Source organism: Streptomyces sp. NPDC057565 (genome assembly GCF_042801455.1).
GTDB lineage: Bacteria > Actinomycetota > Actinomycetes > Streptomycetales > Streptomycetaceae > Streptomyces > Streptomyces yanii.
The window spans coordinates 1-18609 of sequence record NZ_JBHVFU010000069.1; the positions used below are offsets into that span (position 1 = coordinate 1).

Genomic DNA, 18609 nt, shown 5'->3' on the forward strand with positions numbered 1-18609 from the left:
CACCCCCGCGCCCCGCCACCCAGTCGGCAAGAAACAACGCAAAGTGGACAGGCCTCGACGCGGTGGAACCGAGGAGGAGGCTTAAAGATCAAGCTAAGAGCGACCGGCAGTAGGCGTCACTTCAGCCGTCGAGTGGTGGGGCGGGTGTCCCAGCGGTAGCGGGTGCGGGCGCGCTGGATCAGGATACGGAGCGTGACCATGGCGGCAGCGAGGTAGAGGTAGAAGTCCACGACCTCGCTGTCCTTCTCGGTGCAGCGCCGCAGCTTGCCGTAGCCGTTCATCCAGGAGTGCGTCCGCTCCACCACCCAACGCTTGCCGGCCTGGACCGGGGCGGGCACGCCTTTGCGGGCGATCTCGCCTGTGAAGCCCAATTCACCAAGCAGAGCACGGGACTTACCGCTGTCGTAGCCGCGGTCGAGGTTGACGTTCACGTGGTCCGGCAGGACGCCGACCTGCGCCTTGGCATCGTCCAGAGTGGGTTTCAATAGCGGGGAGTCGTGGCGGTTGGCACCCGCGGCGACCAGCCCGAGCGGTACCCCGGCCCCCTCGACGGCGACCGACCGCTTCAGGCCCTGCTTGCCCCGGTCCACCGGGGACCGGCCGGCCCTGTCCCCACCGCCGGGCGCCTTGGTGATGCAGCCGTCCACCGACAGCTCGTCCAGGCACAGGCCGATCATCCGGTCGTAAGCCGCCAGAGCGATCTCGTGCAGCTTGCGGGCCAGGCCGAGTTCGGCCCAGAGTTTGACGCGGCGTCGGATGGTGCGGTCCGAGCAGTGCGGTGAGGCGATCCGCTCGTATCCGGAGCCGTGCACCAGGGCCTGGACGACGTGCTCGAACACGACGCGGTCCGGTATCCGGCGCCGGTGACATCCCAGGGGATGACCCGGGGCGAATGCCGGGCGCTCGGGCAGCAGAGCGGCGAACTGGACCCAGGCGGGTTCCAGCAGGGAAGATGGCAGCGCGGGCACAGCCGTCCTTCGCGGTCACAGAGCGTAGAGAACTCAATGATCACGCAGGGCCTGTGCCCGTTCTGATCTCCCCCTCCGATCCCGACCTACTGCCGGTCGCTCTAAGCCGCACAGGTCGCCTCGGCTGCGGGCAGACGTAAAGCCCCTGCCAGCTGGCACCCTACGACGACCCGAGCGTCGTCCCCTACCCGCATCCCGGATCGAACGCCGACAAGCCGTTGCTGGACTCATCAACGAGTACCACCGAGCCAGCTGACCATCAACCGAAGGCCCAGCTCACAGCCGGTGAAGCCATTTCGAAGCACTACGCGCTCATCGGCAGCAGCCGCAGCATCGCGAAGGCGTTCGTCATGCCCCAGGTACGCCAGTCTCAACAGCACGGCCGATCATCATGCCACCTCCACCGTCCCCCGAGCGAGAGCGACGCGGGTGACCACGGTCGCCTGCACGCCTGGTGGAACGGCCACCCCCTCGACCGGGCCAGCCACAGCCATCTCGCTCGACTCCAACTCGCCCTTGCCACATAACAGTTAGTAATTTGCCACCAAGATCGGGCAATGTTCAACCTCCTGCACGTGCTCCAAGAGTTCGAATCGTTCTACAACGGGCATCGGCCGCACCGGGCCCCCGGCCAAGCCGCCCCGCTCCGCCCGCTACCTGAACCGATCACCGAACCAGGACAGATCGCGCATCTGGAGGTCCACCGACGAGACCGACTTGGCGGAACCCTGCATGAGTACCAACATGCCGCCTGAGCAGGTCGGATGACTAATCGGCACCCGCAGAGTGCCCGGGGTACGGGTGGAGTCGGCGGCGGGCAGCGCGGACGACCACGACGTGGAGCTCGTGGGGCGGCTCGGACGCCCGTGCACCGTGGTCACCGCCGACGTGAACTACGGCGCAGGGTGGAGGAAGTGGGTGCCAGGTGTGTGGGGGGGCCGAGGACCGTGTATTCGTGACGGCCCCGCACCGCGTCACCAGACGGGCAGGGCTGGATAGTGCTCGCAGTCCGGGCCGCAGGGCAGGCGCGCGGACATCGACGTGTGCAGCCAACTGTCCTCGGGAACGCCGTGCACCTTCAGCTCCAGACGCGCCGGAGGTGAGTGGATGGCGCTGAACACCGCGACGAACTCCACCGTGTAGGTGCCCGGTCGCCAGTCGTGGGGGTGCGTGACCCGCCAGCTTCCGTCGTCCCGCACCGGGGTCTCGGCTATCAGCCGGCCCTGCTCCAGCACCATGACCTTCTGGACGCCGCGCCCGGCCTTGCCCGAGAACCGGGGGCGGGGGCCGCTCCACGCTCCCCTGCGCGGCCCGATCGTTTCGGGCGCCTCCAGCCGGTCGAGGACCTCGAACTCGGTCTCCGCCGCCGTGGACACCGCGTTGCCCGCGAGGGCGATCGCGGTCACCTTGTGCTGGCCGGCGGGCCATTGCACGGCGCGCCGCCACTGCCATGTCCCGTCATCGGCGGTGCGGGTCCCCCCGAGGTAGTCGCCCTCCTCGAAGAAGAACACGTACTCGGCGCCTGCCGGCGCCGTTCCTGTCAGCTTGCGTCCGGCGCCGACCAGTTCGGCGGGGGCCGGTGACGTGACGGCCGGGGCGACGGCCACCTCGGGCTGCGCGGTCAGCGCGAGCTGCGGTTGCTGCACGGTGAACTCGGTCTGCACCGGCGGCATCTGCCCCGGCACCAGACGTTGGACGTCCACCATCCCGGGCGGCAGTCCCGGCAGGCCGGCCAGACCGCTCGCCACCAGCCGCGCCGCTTCTCGGGCCCCGGCATGGTTGTAATGGGAGGCGTCGACGATGCCGTGCGGGTGTGCCGGGTGCTCGCCCGGGTCCAGCCACCGGAAGAGACCCCGGGCCCGCATGGGGCCCAGCTCGGCGAGGAGCTGGGTGGTGGAAGCGGTCATGTCGATGACCGGGCAGCCGAGTTCCGCGGCGGCCTCCAGAGTCAGCCGCGGGTAGCCGTCGTGGGTGTCCACCGGACTCCCCGAGATGTCGAAGACGCAGCGGGCCGCCGGGGTCACGAGGACCGGCACGGCACCCTCGGCCCGGAGCGCCTCGACATACAGCCGCAGATACTCCTTGTACTCCCGCGGGCCGTGGTACCGGTTGAGCTGGTTGACGCGCTGCTCGACATGGCCGAAGGCGATGAGCACGAGGTCACCGTGACCGACGAGCGTGAGCAACGCCGCGAACCGCTCGGTGTAGTAGTCCCGCAGCGTCATGGCGTCGCGCGCGTAGTTGCGTACGTCGCAGTCGGGCCCCAGAAACTCCTCGAGGTACTGACCCCAGCCCGCGAGCGGCGCCTCCTCTGCGGCGCGGGAGGCGGCCACCGAGTTGCCGATGACGCAGATCTTTCGCATGTCTTCTTCTCGTCTCCGTTGTCGCGTGGCCCCGGGTCAGGGGTCAGCACGCCTGCCAGGGGCCGAAGCCGACGCCCGGCCGAGATTCTTCCTGCCGCGCCCAGTGCAGCCGGCCGTCCGTACCGAGCACCGCGACGACCGCCCGGCCGTGCGCGTCGGCGGCGATCGCCGGTGCCCCGACCATCTGGATCTCGTGGCGTTCCCAGTCGGGCCGCACCGAGATGTGGTCGTCCGTGGACAGCACGGTCACCGCGGGCCTGCTCTGCTCGTCCCTGCGGGCGACGACCAGAAGGTCATGGTTCGGGGCGAGCAGCCGGGCCGCGGCGACCGCTCCGGTGCCACCGTCGTCGCTGAGCCGCTGCACCCGCTGCTCCCACGTTCCGTTGGGGCGCTGCTGGTGGCGCATCACCGCTCCGGAGTCCTCCTCCCGGTAGAGCAACGCCATGCGGTTGCGGCCGACCTGCACGGGAGTGAGGCCGGAGGCCGGCCGCCAGCTCTCCGGCACGCCGGTGACCAGCTGGTCCTCCAGCTTGAACGGTCCGTATACGGCGTCCTGCCGCCACCGCACCCCGCCGGTGCGGTTCGTGGCGTACATGTCGATACGGCCCGTGGATCGCAGCACAGTGGTCAGGGAGTCCTGCATCCAGCGCCCGCCGAGCGCCTCCCAGGCGGCGAGCCCCTCCGGCGTCTCGCGTCGCATGCTGACGCCCACCGAGAAGTTCCGTGCGAAGACATGGAGGTGGCCGGCCGGGTCCACCAGGGCCGCGGGCACACCGACCTCGCGGCAGCGCCGCCAGTCGCGGGTGGTCTCGTCGGGGTTGCCGAGGGACTCCCAGGGCAGCACGGAGCCGGTGTGCGCCTGGCGCCACATGCGCACCACTTCGACATCGACCCGGCCCTCGGCGCCCGGGACGCGGCGCAGTCCGACCAGGTGGACGCCGCCGGTGCGGTCGGGGGCGACAGCGAGGCACGGCAGGAGGTCACCGCCGGGCAGCAGGAGCGGTCCCTCGAAGCGTCCGGCACTGGGTTCGGTCTCCGTCCACACCGCGGCCTGGTCGCCGAGGACCGCGTAGGCGGCGAGCCGGCCGTCGGTCTGCCGGTGCAGCCACTGGGTGCCCTGCGGGTAGCGGCTTCGCGTGCTCCAGCCGTAACGGCGGATGTCGGCTCCGTCGCCGAGTTGGAGGTCGCCGCAGTAGCGGTGCGCACAGGCGTGGCCGTCGGCCCCCGCGTACACATCGACCAGGGACTTCTTCAGCGCGTGGGAGCGCTCGCTCAGGTTGCTCGGCCAGTTCTTGTTGCCGTAGCCCGTGAAGTGCTCGGTCAGCGGCGGACGGCCTCCGGCGCGCAGGTGACGGCGGAGCGCCTCGCGGGCGAACTGGGCTGTGGCGGTGTGGTCGGCGTGGTCGCTGGAGGTGATGCCGCGTGCCTCGTCGTACGACTCGTGCAGCGGGTCCGGGTCCATGGTCCACAACAGCGTGGGCTGCGCGTAGGAGAGCAGCTGCGCGAGAGCGGCTACGACGTCCTCGCGGCCGAGGACCTGCGGCTGGTGCAGCTCGGACTCGGCGGCGACGAGGGTGGGCTGACGGGCGGCGCGTCCGTCCCACAGGCTGGTCAGCCGGGCCGACGGCTGGTCTGCGGGGAAGCCGTGTGCGGCGTCCGCCATCCGCAGGCCCAGGAAGAAGAGCTGTACGTGCGGCGCCTCCGACAGATAGCACCGCTCCGCGGCCACGCCCGGTACGAGTTCGACCGGCTCCCGGACCCAGGGGGCTTCCCTCTTGCCGAGGACCATGGTGGCGTAGGCGGCGCGCAGTCCGTTCTGGCGTGCCTCCATGTAGCCGGCGAAGTCGACCGGGGCCTGCTCCCGCAGCGGGTCACGGGTGTCCACGTTGCGCCCGTCGGCCTCGCCGGCCGTGAGGTAGACGCTGGTGACACGGTGGCCTGCGGCCAGCAGCCGGTACAGATCGGGATTGACGAAGTAGAGATCGTCGTCGGCGTGGGCGAACACCTGGAACAACGAGGTGGAGTTCGCCTCGGCGGGCTGGGTCATGGTCGGTGGACGCTCCGATCGGGCGCGGCTGACGAACGGCAGGTGGTGCGGGACACGCTCACAGCGGCCACCCCGGCAGATGCCCGGCGTGGAAGCGCTGATTGCGCGGTGAACCTGCCTCGAACTGGCAGGCCACCGGGAAGTACGACGGCAGGAACGCCGCCAGGACGGCATCCTGCTCGTCCTCGGTGACATCGCCGTCGTGGTAGTCGTTCAGGCAGAAGACGTCATGCGGACGGTTGAGCTGGAGGCGGGAGAGCCGCTGCTTGTGCTCGCTCAGACCCACGTTGACGAAGCCGCAGTTGATGCTGCCCGGTGCCGAACGCTGGGTGTGGAAGCCGAAGTAGTGGTGCAACGACGACGCGATCGCCAGGTCGGAGTGACTGCGGAAGCGGCTGGCGGCGGTCGCCGCGACGGCATCCGGGTAGTAGCGCTCGATGTCCGCGAGGACGCTGCGGCGCAGCGGGTGCGGCGCGTGCAGGAACGAGTGGGCGAGAACCTGCCCGAAGGTGCCGGCTATCAGGCCGCGGTTGTTCTTGGCCGCGCTCATGTTGAACTCGTCGCCGGTCGTGGTCGGCCCCATGGGCACAGTCGTCGGAGACATGAAGTGCTTGGCGACGCCGTTGCTGTGGAAGAACATGCTCGGCTGGAGCACACGGCCGATGAACACGTCGTCGTTGAAGTACAGGAAATGCTCGGACAGCCCGTCTATTCGGTGCAACTGGCTCTCGATGGCATGCGAGTTGTACGTCGGCAGCACCCACGGGTCGGCGAAGATCTCCCTGTGGTCGACCACCCGGACCCGCGGATGGCTCAGGTCGAGCCATTCCGGCACCTGCTGGTCGGTGACCAGGTAGATGGTGCGGATCCACGGGGCGTACATGTCGATGGAGCGCAGCGAGTAGCGCAGTTCGTCCCGGTCGCGGAAGCGGGCGGCACTGCTCGCGGAGTCCTCGGTCTGCATGCCGAGGGCGCGCATCACCGCGTTCTTCCGCTCCAGCCAGGCGATGTCGCCGCCATTGACCCATGTGTACACGGCGTCGATGGGGAAGTTGACGTCTCCGTGGACGGCATGGGCATACGGCTCGATGGTGGGATAGGTGCGCCCGCCGAGCACGGTCCCGGTCACGTGCATGGTCTGTTTGGGAACCTTGTCGCCCACCACGGTGCGGACCGGGGAGACCATCATGTACGGGTCCTCCGGGTCCTCCTCCCAGAAGTTGATGGTGCAGCCGTAGACCCCGGCGAGGCGGAGGGTGCGGGCGGGCGTGACGCCGTTCTGGTATACGCGCACGGCCGAGCAGGGGGTCTGGGCGTACCGCTCGGCGAAGGCGGCGAGGACTGTAGTGGTCGGGCTCTGGCGTTCGTTGAGCAGCGCCACGTAGACGGCGCTGCCGCCGTGCGCGGCGGTGAGCGCCTTGAGCACGAGCTCCCGGTTGGAGGCGTGGACGGCAACCGCGTGCCGGACGTTGGTGTCCCGGGTGACGAAGTACGGGATCTGCGCGTGTTCCAGGGCCGTGGCGACCAGCGCCAGATTGTGCTGGACCACGTCCCAGGGCGATTCACTCCCCATCCGACGGCACAGCTGTCCGCCGTCGCGCACGAGGCCTCGGTCGGAACGGAGCAGCCGCTCCTCCAGGGCCCGCTGCTCCTTGGTGTCGATGGAGGTGGCGGGGGCCGGGGCGGCGGGACGGAGGATCCCTTCCTGGCCGCTCATCAAGGAGTGCAGGGCCTGCCGCTCCGCCTTGCGGGCCTCACGCTCCCCGGACGCCCGCTCGCTTTCCAACTCAGCGAAGATGTTCTCCCACATCGCGGTCACCACGGGCGGAGCGAGCCGGGCGACCGATTCGGCGGCCGCGTGCCCCATGCCGTGGCGCAGCGGGGCGTCCTCGATGAGCCGGATGAGCGCCTCGGCGGCGGCATCGGTATCGCCCGCCGGCACGAGGATGCCGGTCTGCCCGTCCAGGACGACTTCGCGCGGGCCGTTGGGGCAGTCGTAGGAGACCACGGGCACACCGGCGGCCTGGGCCTCGGTCAGCACCAGCGGGAAGGCCTCGTTGCGGGAAGTCATGAGAGCGAGGCTGGCCTTGGCCCACTCCTCGGCCAGGTGGGGGGAGTTGCCGTTGAGCTGGACACTGTCCTGCAGGCCGAGCACGTCGATCTGTCGCCGCAGGGCACCGGCGAGCGGGCCGTCACCGAAGATGCGCAGTGTCCAGGTGGGGTGGCGGCGGGCCACGGTGTCCCAGATGGTGATGGCGTGGTCGATCTGCTTCTCGCCGACCAGACGGCCCGCGATGACGACGGTCCGGGTCTCCAGGGTGGAGCGTGGCCGGAACCCGCGCGGCAGGGCGTTGGGGACGACGTCGATACGGGGCGCGCTGTGACCGAGGGTCTCGGCGAACCAGTCGCGCGTGCGGTTGCTGAGCACGGCGAGCGCGTCCAGGCGGGAGGCGTAGCGCAGCAGCGGTTCGGCGCTGGGGCCCCGCAGTTCGGAAACACGGTGCTCCTGGTGGAGCGTCATCACGTGCGGGGGCGCCAGCTGCACCGCGAGCGCCATGAGCGCCGGTGTGGTGGTGATCAGCAGATCCGTGTCGGTGTGCTGGAGTGCGTACTCCAGTTCCAGGTCGGTCAGCCTGTTGAACGCCGCTTCCCAGGCGGGGTCCACCAGGGTGCTCGGCCGGTCGGCCACCTGCGCCCATGCCTCGGCGGCCAGGCCGGTGGGGCGGATCGGGACGGAAGCGGGCCCGGTCCGGTCAATCAGATAGTCGACACGGATGCGCTCGTCGATCGGGAAGAACAACTGCGGCTGAGTCTTGAGAATGCTCAGCACGCGGACGTCGTGGTTGCCCACGAGTTCGGCGGCCTGGTTGAACACTGCTCGTTCGGTACCTCCGACGGCGTCCGCAGTGAGCAGGAGAAAGGTGATCTTCATTGTGTGCGGTTACGCGGCTTCCGTCATCGGGCTGCACTGGATGCGGAAGTTACCCGCGGGCGTGTAGCGGGGCAGCACGAGCATGGGGTATCGGCCGACGGGCGTCACCGCGGTCTGCCGGAAGGCGAAGACCCGCCCGGGGTTGCGAACGTCGTGCAGGCGTCGCCCCAGGCGCATGTCGCGCAGGTTGTCCGAGCACAGGACCAGGTCCCACTGCTCGGCGTGGTCGCGGCGCGGCGCCATGAGGTGCAGCGGCACGGACACCTGCCACAGCCCTCCGTCGAACCGGTCAACGTCGACCTCCAGACAACGCCCGGAGGCAACGAACTCGGCCCAGGGAGCTTCGGGTTCACCTCCGACCACGCGGAACGTGACCTCGATCTGGCTGTGGGTCACGTGGACACGCACGACCTCCGCCGAGGGCTGGGGCGGGCTGAACGTCACCCGGGCGCTCCCGGTGACACTACGGCCCAGCCGGTAACGCGCCCCGGTCGCCGCAGATGCCTCCATGGGCCGCGTCGGGCCGCCGTACGGCACGGGAAGGTCGACGAGGAGCAGGGGCAGCGTGCGGCGGCGCAGCCCCCGTGACAGGCGCAGCCGGATCTTCCAGCGGCCGGGGGTCAGGGGCAAGCCGCTCACGTCCTGCCCGAGCAGGATCGCGGCGTCCATCACGACGCCTCCGTCGTGGTCGGCGTAGACCTTGGCGGCTGTGGCGAGCCGACGGCCTCGGCGTCTCAGTTCGATCCGGGCCCCCTCCTCCGGCCGGACCCAGTGCGGCATCCGGGCGTGCAGGTTGACGGTCTGCCCGTCGAGCACCGCGGCATAGCGGAGTACGGCCGCCCGGCCCTTGCGCCGGGGCAGGAAGAACCGACGCAGCAGGACCGACCGGACGCGAGTGGTCTGGCGGCGCATCCGGCGGCGCAGTGCGCGCAGGATTCGTCGGCGCTTCATCGGGCGACTCCGTCGGCGAGGCCGTGGTGGGTGGGGACCGCGTCCAGACTCGGGGGCAGGATGCGGCGGTCGATGAGCCGGGTGGGACCGGTGGCCCCGTCGGGCAGCTCGTATCGGCTGGGGACGGGGAAGTAACTCTCGAGGAACGACCGGACCATGCGGTCCTGCGCCTCGGGGTCGGGATGCACGACCGTGTCGTTGAGGCAGAACGTGTCGAAGTCGCGGCGGGCGAGCAGCGAGTTCAGGCGGCGCTGGGCCTGGTCGGCGGCGAGGTCCACATAGACGTAGCGCAGGTTGCCGACGGTCGCGCGGCTGGTGTGGAAGCCGTAGTAGTGGTGCAGGGACGAGGCGATCGGTACATCCTGGGGCGAGCGGAAGCGTGAGTGCTGGGTGCGGCGGTGCTCCTCGCCATACACCAGCTCGATGTCGGCGAGGACGCTGCGGCGCAGTGCGTGCGGGGTGTGCTTCATCTTCTGCGCAATCCGGGTGCCGAAGGACCGCTCGATCAGGGCCCTGCTGTTCTTGCCCGCGGCGTTCACCGGCAGGTCGTCGTGGCTCGAGGAGCCCGTCGGCACGACCGCCTTGGACTGGAAGAACTTGCTCAGTCCGTTGGCGTGGAAAAAGTGTCCGGGGGTGAGCGGGCGGCCGAAGAACACGTCGTCGTTGAGGTACAGGAAGTGCTCGGACAGCCCGTCTATTCGGTGCAACTGACTCTCGATGGCATGCGAGTTGAAGGTCGGCAGAGCAGTGGGGTCGGAGAAGATCTCGCGGTGGTCGACGACCTGCAGGCCCGGCACGTCGGTATCGAGCCACGCGGGCACCTGCCCGGCGGTGACCAGGTAGATGTTGCGCACCCAGGGTACGTACTGGTGCAGGGAGCGCAGCGAGTAGCGCAGCTCGTCGCGGCTGGTGAACCGCGCGTCGTTGGCGGCCTGCGCGTGCAGATTCGAGACAGGCGCGCCGGGGCGCCCCGAGCGCGCGGCGTCCCGTTCCGCCGCCCACACCGGGTCGGAGTCGTCGACCCAGGTGTAGACGACGTCGATGGGGAAGAGGTGGTCGTCCGGCAGCGGCTGGGTGAACTCCGGCAGGGTACGCGTGACGCCGGTGGTGTAGGCGCCGGGTACGAGGGCGAACAGGGCCTGCGGAACGGCCGGTCGCGGCGTGTCCGCGGGGACCAGATCGACGACGCGATTGGGGCGGGGGGCCTCGTACTGGCCGTCCCGTTCCGTCCAGAACTCGAGGTCGCACCCCTGGTCGCCACCGAAGACGAGGTGCTGTGTGGGATCGGTGACGTACCAGGCAAGCCGGAGGGCGTCGTGCTTGCGCAGCTGGCGCCAGGACTTGTCGTCGTCGCCCGGTCGCATGCCCGACTCCGATGCGGTGGCCGCGCCCACGTAGCCCGGGGTCTGCTCGAAGGCGATCTGGAGCATCTCCTCCGCCGACTCACGCAGTGCGACGGGCACCGCGACCGTCGGGACGTCCTTCGTGGTACCGCGGACACAGAAGTATTCGACGTCCCCGGCCTCCAGCGCGGAGACGAGAATATGCAGATTGCGAGCCCGGGCCGCCCACGCCGTGGCGCCCTCCACGAGCAGGGCACGCATGTGCCGGCCTTCGATGCGCACCACCCGCTGCGCGGTGGCCGCACTGTGCCGGGGCACCTTGCGGCGGCCGCCCATTGCCCAGACGACCGTCGCCGACCGGATGGCGTCGACGGAGGTGAGCGAGGACTTGACGGCGGAGCGCAGCGGGGCCGGCACCTTGCTGACTATGCCCCTTCGTGCGCCCACCGGCACCACGGACCGATAGGCCGAGACCAGCGATCCCGCCTCCGGGTTACCGGAACCGACCACGAGGCATCCACCACCCACGCCACTGCGGTCCAGCGCCTACCGCGGCCAGGACACCACCTCGTGCCCAGACGTTGGGCGGTATGAGACCAATCTTGTCATCCACCATGCAAACCGTTCCACTGGACGGTCAGACCTGCCCACCGGCGAGCAAGTCACAGAACCTTCACACAAAAAGCCGATCAACGTCCAGCCGAAAAAGTGGGCATATGCGACACATGGTCGTGAGGAATCCCACCGCCCGCTCGTACAACCGTTTACAACTTCACGAAAACATCACATAACATCGAGGTGACGAGCCGATGCCGCTTGTCACTGAAAGGCGGTCCGGGACGCCTCCCCGGCAGCTCACAGCCTGTGCCAGTGCGGCGAGAACGTGAGGCCTGGACCCAAGTCCTGCCGGCCGACGGACACGCCCCCGCCCCGACCACGAACCGCTACGACGACGCGACCATGTCCGTCGAGCGCGAGGGCGGGGTCACCGACGCACTCCTCGGCGGTGTCCGACCACCAGACGCCGCGCTGCTCCCCCTCAGTACCGCAGACCCCGATCAGCAGGGTGCCGCCCGCCCCGCGCTGCGCAAGAACCGTGCAGTCGTAGCCGTCGAGCGGGGCGCGCAGCGCCACTACAGCACCGCCCCCCGAGTGCCCGCCCACCGGCACGGGCCAGGCGCCCGCCCGGTAGGCGACAATCCCTGTCGTGTTCGCATCGACCCAGTAGTAGGTGAGGCGGTCCGGCGCCGTCTCCAGCGCCGTCACGGAACCCGGCAGCGCATAGAGCTGCAAGGGTGGGGCGATCTGCAGCGAGCCGTCCGGATGATTCTGGCGCCACTGCTGCACTCCGCGATCACTGGGCGCGAAGACCTCCACGAGCCCGCTCGAGGTCACCGACGCCACGAGTTCGGCGGCGAGCCCGACCCCCTTGAGGTCCTGCCAGGCTCCCCATTTACCGCCCTTCTCCTCGCGGCGCACCTGCAGTCCGCGACCCGCGTTGCGCACGAAGACGAAGACAGTGCCCTGCGCGTCGACGACCCCGGCCGGCGCACCGACCTTCCGGCCCGCCTCCCGGTCACGGTAGAAATTGCCGAGGGAGCGCCAGTCGGTGACGGGACGACCGGTCTGGTACTGGATGGCGTGCACGATGTCCACGCCCGGCCCGTCGGAACCACGGCGCTCGCGCCGCCCGAGAAAGTGCACGTACGAATCCGCGCCCTGAATGACCGTCAGGTCCGTCAGGTCCGCGATCGGCACGAACTCCGGGCCGTCCCACCCTTCCCCGCCCGGACTCCGCTGCGTCCAGCGCAACAGACCGCCGTCCGTGCGGGCGTAGAGCGTGAGCCTGCCGTCCTTGCCCAGCGGCATCCAGCAGCCGCGCAGCGTTCCGGAGACCTGGTGGCACCCGGACGACGGGGCGAGAGGGTGGGCACTGCTCGCGGCGCCCGATCCTCTTCTCCGCATGACCCGCAACACCCTCTCTGCTTCACTAGTTCTTCATCTTGTCCTCACGGGGCCGACACATCATATGCTCAGCGTCGGCCCGCCCGGCGGGTCGTCGATGCTCGGTTCAGCGCAGCGCCTGCGGCATCCGCAGGCACCACCCGGCCCACGCCGAAGCGACCATGGCACGCGCATCGTGCTGCGGGTGCCAACCCAGCTCGGCGCGGATGCGATCGGCGGCGGCCACGACGCGGGCAGGGTCACCGGCCCGGCGCGGGGCATTCACGGGTTTGGCAGCGGCACCGTATCCCGTCACCTCACCGATCAGCTCGATCATTTCGCGCACCGAGACTCCCTCGCCGCGGCCGATGTTGACCGTCAGGTCCGTGCCCGGCTCCCGGTCGAGGAGGGCACGGGCCGCGGCAAGATGCGCCGAGGCGATGTCGTCGACATGGATGAAGTCACGTACGCAGGTGCCGTCCGCGGTGTCGTAGTCGTCGCCGAAGACGACGGGGGCCGCCCCCTGCGTCAGCTTCTCGAAGACCATGGGCACCAGGTTGAACACGCCGCTGTCGGCGAGCAGCGGTGTGGCCGTGCCGGCGACGTTGAAGTACCGCATCGAGGCGGTGGCGATGCCGTGCGCCTTCCCGGCGGCGCGCACCATCCACTCACCGGTCAGCTTGGTCTCGCCATAGGGGTTGATCGGGTCGCACGGAGTGTCCTCCGTCACAAGCCGCACATCGGGCATGCCATAGACGGCCGCCGAGGACGAGAACAGGAAGGCGCGCACGCCGCTGTCGGCGACCGCCTCCAGCAGGGTCTGCAGACCCTGCACGTTCTCCCGGTAGTAGTACAGGGGGCGTTCCACGGACTCGGCGACCTGCTTCTTCGCCGCGAGATGAACCACGCCGTGCACCGACAGGTCCGTCAGGGTACGCCGCAGCTGAGCTGCGTCGAGAGTCGATCCCTGCACAAACGGGACGTCCGCGGGAACCCGCGAGCGGTCGCCCGTCGAGAGGTCGTCGTACACCGCGACCGACTCACCGGCCCCCCGCATGGCGCGCACCACATGCGCACCGATGAAGCCCGCCCCGCCCGTGATCAACCAAGTCATGAACGAATAATAGTTCGACGTTCCCACGTCACGTTCCAGATTCTGCTGCGCAATTCGTGGGTTACTGAGTTTCGCCGCGTGATGGATCGAGCAACTCTCCGCGGTTGGGATGCGGTGGACATGAGGGCATAGACCAGCGGGTGTAGGCAGCCAGGGTTGGCCGCCTGCACCCGACAGTGGGAGGGCTTCCGAGTGAGCGAGATCGGTCCGTACGCCAGGAACCGGCCGGGCCCGCGCGACGACACACAGCGCGGACACCGGCCTCCCGCTCACACAGACCGTCCGCCCCAGGGTGCCGTCGCAACCCGCCTTCGATCAGTCTGTCGCTGAACGCGACTGTTGGCTCCCGTCGGCCGGGCTGTCAGGAACGCTCGCGGCGGAAGCGGATCGCGGTGCCTCCGCCGGCGACGAGTCGTAGCTTCAGCACGGTGGACGCCCGCACGGTCCTGGTCTCGATGTCGATCGGCAGCGGGTTGTCGTGCCAGCTGGTGTCGTCGGCGTCGCTGTAGATCTCGGCGCTGTGACGGCCCGGTCCGAGGAACCGCAGGGGCACCGTCAGTGTTCGGTCCTGCTCGTCGGTGATCGCGCCGAGATACCAGGTGTCACCCTTGCGGCGGGCGGCGACCGTGTAGTCGCCGATCACACAGTCCAGGAAGCGAGTCTCGTCCCAGCTGGCCGGCATGTCCTTCAAGTACGCGAATCCCGGGTGGGAGTGGTAGTTCTCCGGGGTGTCGGCCAGCATCTGCAGCGGGCTGAAGAACACCGAGTACAGGGCGAGTTGTGCGGCCGATGTCGTCTGCACGCGGGTACCGAGCCTGGCCGGGTCCCAGGTCACGTTGAGCACGCCCGGGGTGTAGTCGGCCGGTCCCCCCATGAACCTGGTGAACGGAAGGATGGTGGCCTGCTCCGGTGGATTGCCGAGCGGGCCCATGTAGTTCTGCTGCTCCATCCCGGCGACGCCCTCGCCGGTCATCATGTTCGGGTAGGTGCGCGCCAGCCCGGTCGGCTTGATGGCCTCATGCGCGATGATCACGATTTGGTGGCGGGCCGCGGTCTCGATGACCCGCTGGTAGTGGCGTACGGCCTCCTGGTCGAAGTGGCTGCGCCGCACCCCGCCCAGTTCGAACTTGGTGGCGTAGCCGGTCTTGATCGAGTGGATGCCGAGTTCCGCGTACCGCGCGAAGATCTTGTCCAGGTTCTGCTCGTAGTAGTCGACGAAGCCGCGGGTCTCGTTGTGCGCGGTGAACCCGACGCCGTTGGCCTGCGCGTAGCGCAGCACCTCGGGCAGGTCGAATTCCGGCTGGGGCGTGAGAAAGTCCTGGCCGGTCCAGCTGCCGCCCGCGCGGGTGTTCCATCCCTCGGCGAGCACGCTGTGGGCGCCCGCCTCCTTGGCGAGATCGATGTACTGTTTGACCCGATCTGTTGTCGCCCCGTGGCGCGGTCCTTCGGTCCAGGTCGTGTACCGCCGTTGCAGTTCCCACCAGACACCGACGTAGGTGCCGGGCGAGATCCACGACGTGTCGGCGAGCGCGCACGGCTCGTTCAGGTTCTCGATCAGGTGCGATTCGGCGAGATCACCGGGACGGTCACCGATGACCAGGGTGCGCCAAGGCGTGGAGAACTCGCCCGACAGCCGGGCCTTCGTGCCGTCGGGAAGGCTGATCAGCTCGCTGGTGAAGGTACCGGGCCGGGTGGTCTCGGCGGCCAGGGTCATGCTCGGATAGTCGATCAGCGCCGCCTCGTGCACGACGATGTACTGACCGTCCGGGGTGGCCAACGTCAGCGGGGTCTGCGCGGTCTTCACTTCTGACAACGGGGCCTGCCGGTAGTGCCGCTCGTCGGCTCTCCAGTCGGTGCCCGCCGCCAGCGACCAACTCGTGGCGGTAGGCGGCAGTACGAACTCGGTCCGCTCGGCGGTGACGGTGTAGGCGTCGAGCCCCGCCTGCGCGGGCAGGCGGTAGCGGAAGCCGACACCGTCGTTGAAGACCCGGACGATCAGGTCCAGCTGTATCCCACTCGTCCGCTGCTTGGTCCGAACCACGCATTCCTTGGCATGGTTGCGGACGAGCGCGTCGGGGCCCCACGACGGGCGCCATGACTCGTTGATCGTTCTGCGCTCGACGAATTCCACCACCAGCCCCTCGGTGAGCGAGGGCCGGTCGGCCAGGTCGAGCCCCAACCCGGACGAGGCCACCAGGGCCCGCCCGCGGCTGCTGACTTCGTACCAGAGGCGTCCATCGGCGACTCGGATGGTCACCTTCAGCTGGCCTTCCGGCGAGGCGACCACGACAGGGCCGGGCGTCACGTCGGAGGAGGACGCGGATTCGGACGCGTAGGCATGCGCGTTGACGGTGGCGGCGAGTGCCCCGGTGAGCACCGCGCCGGCGGTGGCTCCCAGAACGGCACGGCGGTGCGGCTTCGCGGGCATTTCACACTCCATCACAGTTGGTCGGCTACTGACTGGGTGGCATCCGCATTCGCGTCCTGGATGCCCCGGCGATGACGGCAGACGCAGGGTGCGCGGATGTGCGGCCGGTCATGCCCTGGTGTGCTTGGCAGCAGGGGAGGACTCGGGGGAGTCCGCGCCAGTCGCGCGGGCGATGCCACGACCGGTGCGGATCCCTCATGATCTCAAAGCCTCGGTGCCCTCTCGCGGGTTACGCGGGGTCGGGTTCCGGGCTCATGGAACGAACTTCCAGGCGCCACAGCGAGTAGCCCCAGTTGGTTGTCCGCTTGATGCCTTGCATGCGCACGTACCGGGCGGTCACCGGATCCACAGTGAGCTCGTCCACGCGGGCGCCGGACGGCTTGCCCCGAACCGAGGCCACCGTCTTCCAGTTGGCGGCGTCGTCGGAGACCTGGATGTCGTAGTCACGACCTGAGGCGTTCTCCCAGTCGAGCAGGACACGCTGGACGGCCTGCGGGGAGCCGAGGTCGACCTGGATCCATTCATCGTCGCGGTAGGCACTGGCCCATCGGGTCTTGCCGTCGCCGTCGGTGGCGTTCTCCGGTCCCAGGCTCGCCACTTCGGTCGAGGAAGCGGTGGTCGGCCGGTGCAGCGCCAGGTCCGGCACCTCGAAGACGCGCATGCTCCACAGGGCGTACCCGTTCTGCTTCTTGCCGGCCTGCGTGCCGACGAGCCGTACGTGCCGTGCCGTGACCGGATCGAACGTCAGAGTGTCGACTCCCGCGGCCTCGCGGCCGGTACGGCTCGCGACGGTGGTCCACTTCTCGCCGTCACGTGACACCTGGACCTCGTAGTCCCGCCCGTAGTCGGGTCCCCAGTCCAGCTCGACCTTGCTGACCACGACCGGCTTGCCGAGGTTGACCTGCAGCCATGCCTCATCTCCCGGGCCGCTGGCCCAGTTGGTGGTGCGCACCCCGTCGAAGGCCGCGGCCGCCTCACCGGCGGAGGCGGTCGCCTCCTTCCCCAGGCTCACCTCTCCCGACGCCGACGCGGCGAGTGTCGTGGAGACCTTCGTCATGCCCGTGCCCACGCCGAGCTTGCGTACGGTCGACATGAAGGTGCTGTACGGCACGTCCGCCTTGGTGCCGCTCCACATCTTCTGCGCCAGCACACCGAAGGTGGGCTCGACCAGCGGGTGCACGTCCAGTTCGGAGTAGTCGGTCCAGGTCCGGTCGTTCCACACCGAGGACATCGCGCCGAGGAGCTGAGGGTCTCCCGGTGCGACGCTCTGGCCGCCGGGGAAGACATTCGGCTCCCACTGGTCGTAGAGGTATTTTCCGTCCAGTCCGCGGCCGTGGTAGTAGTTCGCGAACGGGACGATGTAGAGCAGCGCATCGTTGGTGTTGATGAAGGTGTAGCCGTCGCGCTTGGCGGCCTGCGGCCCGTACCAGCTGTTGTTCCAGCTGTTGAGGGTCACGTCGCGGTCGTAGCCGTCCCTGTTGGGTGCCATGATCGACAGACTGCCCCAGGCGCGCGGATGCTTCCCGAGGGTGCGGATGTGGGCCGCCATGTCGTTGAAGTACGTCTTGTAGCGGGGCTTGTCGACGGTGTACTCGTCGGCGCCGAAGTGCACGTCAGGGCCGCGGAACCACGGGGTGAACTCGTCGAACACCGACTTCATGAACGCGGTGGTCTCCGGCTTGGACAGGTCCAGGTGGTCGGAGTCGCCATTGTTGAGGCCGAGCGACGGGCGGAACCGGATGAAGGCGAGCGAGTGGGCGGGGGCGTCGATCTCGGGGACGAGCGTGACGCCGTTGGCGGCGGCGGTGTCCTCGAAGGAGTCCCAGTCGCGCCGGTCGTAGGCCCCGTCCTTCGAGGCGAGCCCGGACAGCGCGGGGTTGTCGGTCTTGAGCCGGAAGCCGGCCTGGGCCTCGCTCCAGGGCAGGTCCCTCTTGAACCCGTTGTCGTTGAGGTGGATCTGGAACTCGTTGACCTTGAACCAGCCCATCAGGCGTATGTAGTCACGCATGAACTCCGCGGTGAAGAACCGCCGCCCCACGTCCAGCGTGAAGCCCCGCACCTTGTAGTTCGGCCAGTCCACGGCGGTGCCCACGGGGACGGAATCTCGGCCGTCGTCGAGCAGCAGGATCTGCAGGAGCGAACGGGTGCCGTAGTAGACGCCCTTCGCCGTCGGCGCAGCGATCTTCACGTTGCGATCGGTGGCCGTGAAGGTGTAGCCCTCCTCGGCGAACCGGGCGCCATCCTTCGCGTCGGCGAGGGAGGGATCGACCGACAGGACGATGTCACCGTTCTGCGGAATTCGGGGGGACACGGCCAGCTTGCGCCCTGTCACTTCTTCGATCTCGGCAGAGAGTTGCGCGCCTTGGTCGCCGAGTTCGTCGGCCTGCTCCTTGGCCAGCACGATCCGGCTGTGCTTGTGTAACTCGAACGAACCCGTCCCGCCCTCCCACTGCTGAAGAGCAGGCACCACGGTAGGGCGGGGGTTGACGTCGGTGTTCGCGGGGACTGGTTCGGAAGCT

Annotated in this window: 10 protein-coding genes and 1 pseudogene; 1 reads left to right on the plus strand and 10 read right to left on the minus strand. The window is 69.0% G+C overall.

Features of this window, described 5'->3' with window-relative positions:
- Positions 1 to 116 precede the first annotated feature (116 nt).
- Positions 117 to 968 carry an IS5 family transposase gene (locus ACFU8W_RS45400; RefSeq protein WP_384051105.1) on the minus strand — a complete coding sequence of 284 codons (852 nt, stop codon included), beginning with the start codon at positions 966 to 968 and terminating at the stop codon, positions 117 to 119.
- 563 nt (positions 969 to 1531) lie between these two features.
- On the opposite strand from ACFU8W_RS45400, the pseudogene ACFU8W_RS45405 reads away from it, so the two are divergent.
- Positions 1532 to 1723 (plus strand): annotated as a pseudogene (locus ACFU8W_RS45405) (integrase); the annotation flags it as partial.
- 219 nt (positions 1724 to 1942) lie between these two features.
- Here the strand turns inward: ACFU8W_RS45405 and ACFU8W_RS45410 are convergent.
- The 9 genes from ACFU8W_RS45410 to ACFU8W_RS45450 all read right to left on the minus strand — a co-directional run bounded on the left by ACFU8W_RS45410 (position 1943) and on the right by ACFU8W_RS45450 (position 18557).
- Complete coding sequence (locus ACFU8W_RS45410; RefSeq protein ID WP_384051108.1) at positions 1943 to 3331, minus strand: GDSL-type esterase/lipase family protein; 1389 nt, start codon at positions 3329 to 3331, stop codon at positions 1943 to 1945.
- Between the two features lie 43 nt (positions 3332 to 3374).
- A complete protein-coding gene (locus ACFU8W_RS45415; protein WP_384051111.1) occupies positions 3375 to 5378 on the minus strand; it encodes a PIG-L family deacetylase in 2004 nt (667 codons plus the stop codon).
- Positions 5379 to 5436: 58 nt separating this feature from the next.
- Positions 5437 to 8310 (minus strand): stealth conserved region 3 domain-containing protein, encoded by a 2874-nt coding sequence (locus tag ACFU8W_RS45420; protein WP_384051114.1) that lies wholly within the window; start codon positions 8308 to 8310, stop codon positions 5437 to 5439.
- Between the two features lie 9 nt (positions 8311 to 8319).
- The gene (locus ACFU8W_RS45425) at positions 8320 to 9261 is read right to left on the minus strand and encodes a hypothetical protein (protein ID WP_384051117.1); all 942 of its coding nucleotides are present in this window, start codon (positions 9259 to 9261) and stop codon (positions 8320 to 8322) included.
- Complete coding sequence (locus ACFU8W_RS45430; RefSeq protein WP_384051119.1) at positions 9258 to 11114, minus strand: stealth family protein; 1857 nt, start codon at positions 11112 to 11114, stop codon at positions 9258 to 9260. The genes ACFU8W_RS45425 and ACFU8W_RS45430 overlap by 4 nt, the downstream gene beginning before the upstream one ends.
- Positions 11115 to 11459: 345 nt before the next feature.
- Entirely contained in the window at positions 11460 to 12569 is a 1110-nt protein-coding gene (locus ACFU8W_RS45435; RefSeq protein WP_384051122.1) for a hypothetical protein, read from the minus strand.
- 106 nt (positions 12570 to 12675) lie between these two features.
- Positions 12676 to 13662: a UDP-glucose 4-epimerase GalE gene (gene galE / locus ACFU8W_RS45440; protein ID WP_384051125.1), complete on the minus strand. Its 987-nt coding sequence runs from the start codon at positions 13660 to 13662 to the stop codon at positions 12676 to 12678.
- Between the two features lie 361 nt (positions 13663 to 14023).
- Entirely contained in the window at positions 14024 to 16090 is a 2067-nt protein-coding gene (locus ACFU8W_RS45445) for a glycoside hydrolase family 97 protein (RefSeq protein WP_384051128.1), read from the minus strand.
- 229 nt (positions 16091 to 16319) lie between these two features.
- Complete coding sequence (locus tag ACFU8W_RS45450; protein WP_384051131.1) at positions 16320 to 18557, minus strand: discoidin domain-containing protein; 2238 nt, start codon at positions 18555 to 18557, stop codon at positions 16320 to 16322.
- Positions 18558 to 18609 lie beyond the last annotated feature (52 nt).

Excerpts from the sequence above, each read along its gene's own strand:
- ACFU8W_RS45410 (WP_384051108.1), bottom strand. The coding sequence starts at position 3,331 with ATGCGAAAGATCTGCGTCATCGGCAACTCGGTGGCCGCCTCCCGCGCC.
- ACFU8W_RS45415 (WP_384051111.1), bottom strand. The coding sequence starts at position 5,378 with ATGACCCAGCCCGCCGAGGCGAACTCCACCTCGTTGTTCCAGGTGTTC.
- ACFU8W_RS45420 (WP_384051114.1), bottom strand. The coding sequence starts at position 8,310 with ATGAAGATCACCTTTCTCCTGCTCACTGCGGACGCCGTCGGAGGTACC.
- ACFU8W_RS45425 (WP_384051117.1), bottom strand. The coding sequence starts at position 9,261 with ATGAAGCGCCGACGAATCCTGCGCGCACTGCGCCGCCGGATGCGCCGC.
- ACFU8W_RS45435 (WP_384051122.1), bottom strand. The coding sequence starts at position 12,569 with ATGCGGAGAAGAGGATCGGGCGCCGCGAGCAGTGCCCACCCTCTCGCC.
- galE (WP_384051125.1), bottom strand. The coding sequence starts at position 13,662 with ATGACTTGGTTGATCACGGGCGGGGCGGGCTTCATCGGTGCGCATGTG.
- ACFU8W_RS45445 (WP_384051128.1), bottom strand. The coding sequence starts at position 16,090 with ATGCCCGCGAAGCCGCACCGCCGTGCCGTTCTGGGAGCCACCGCCGGC.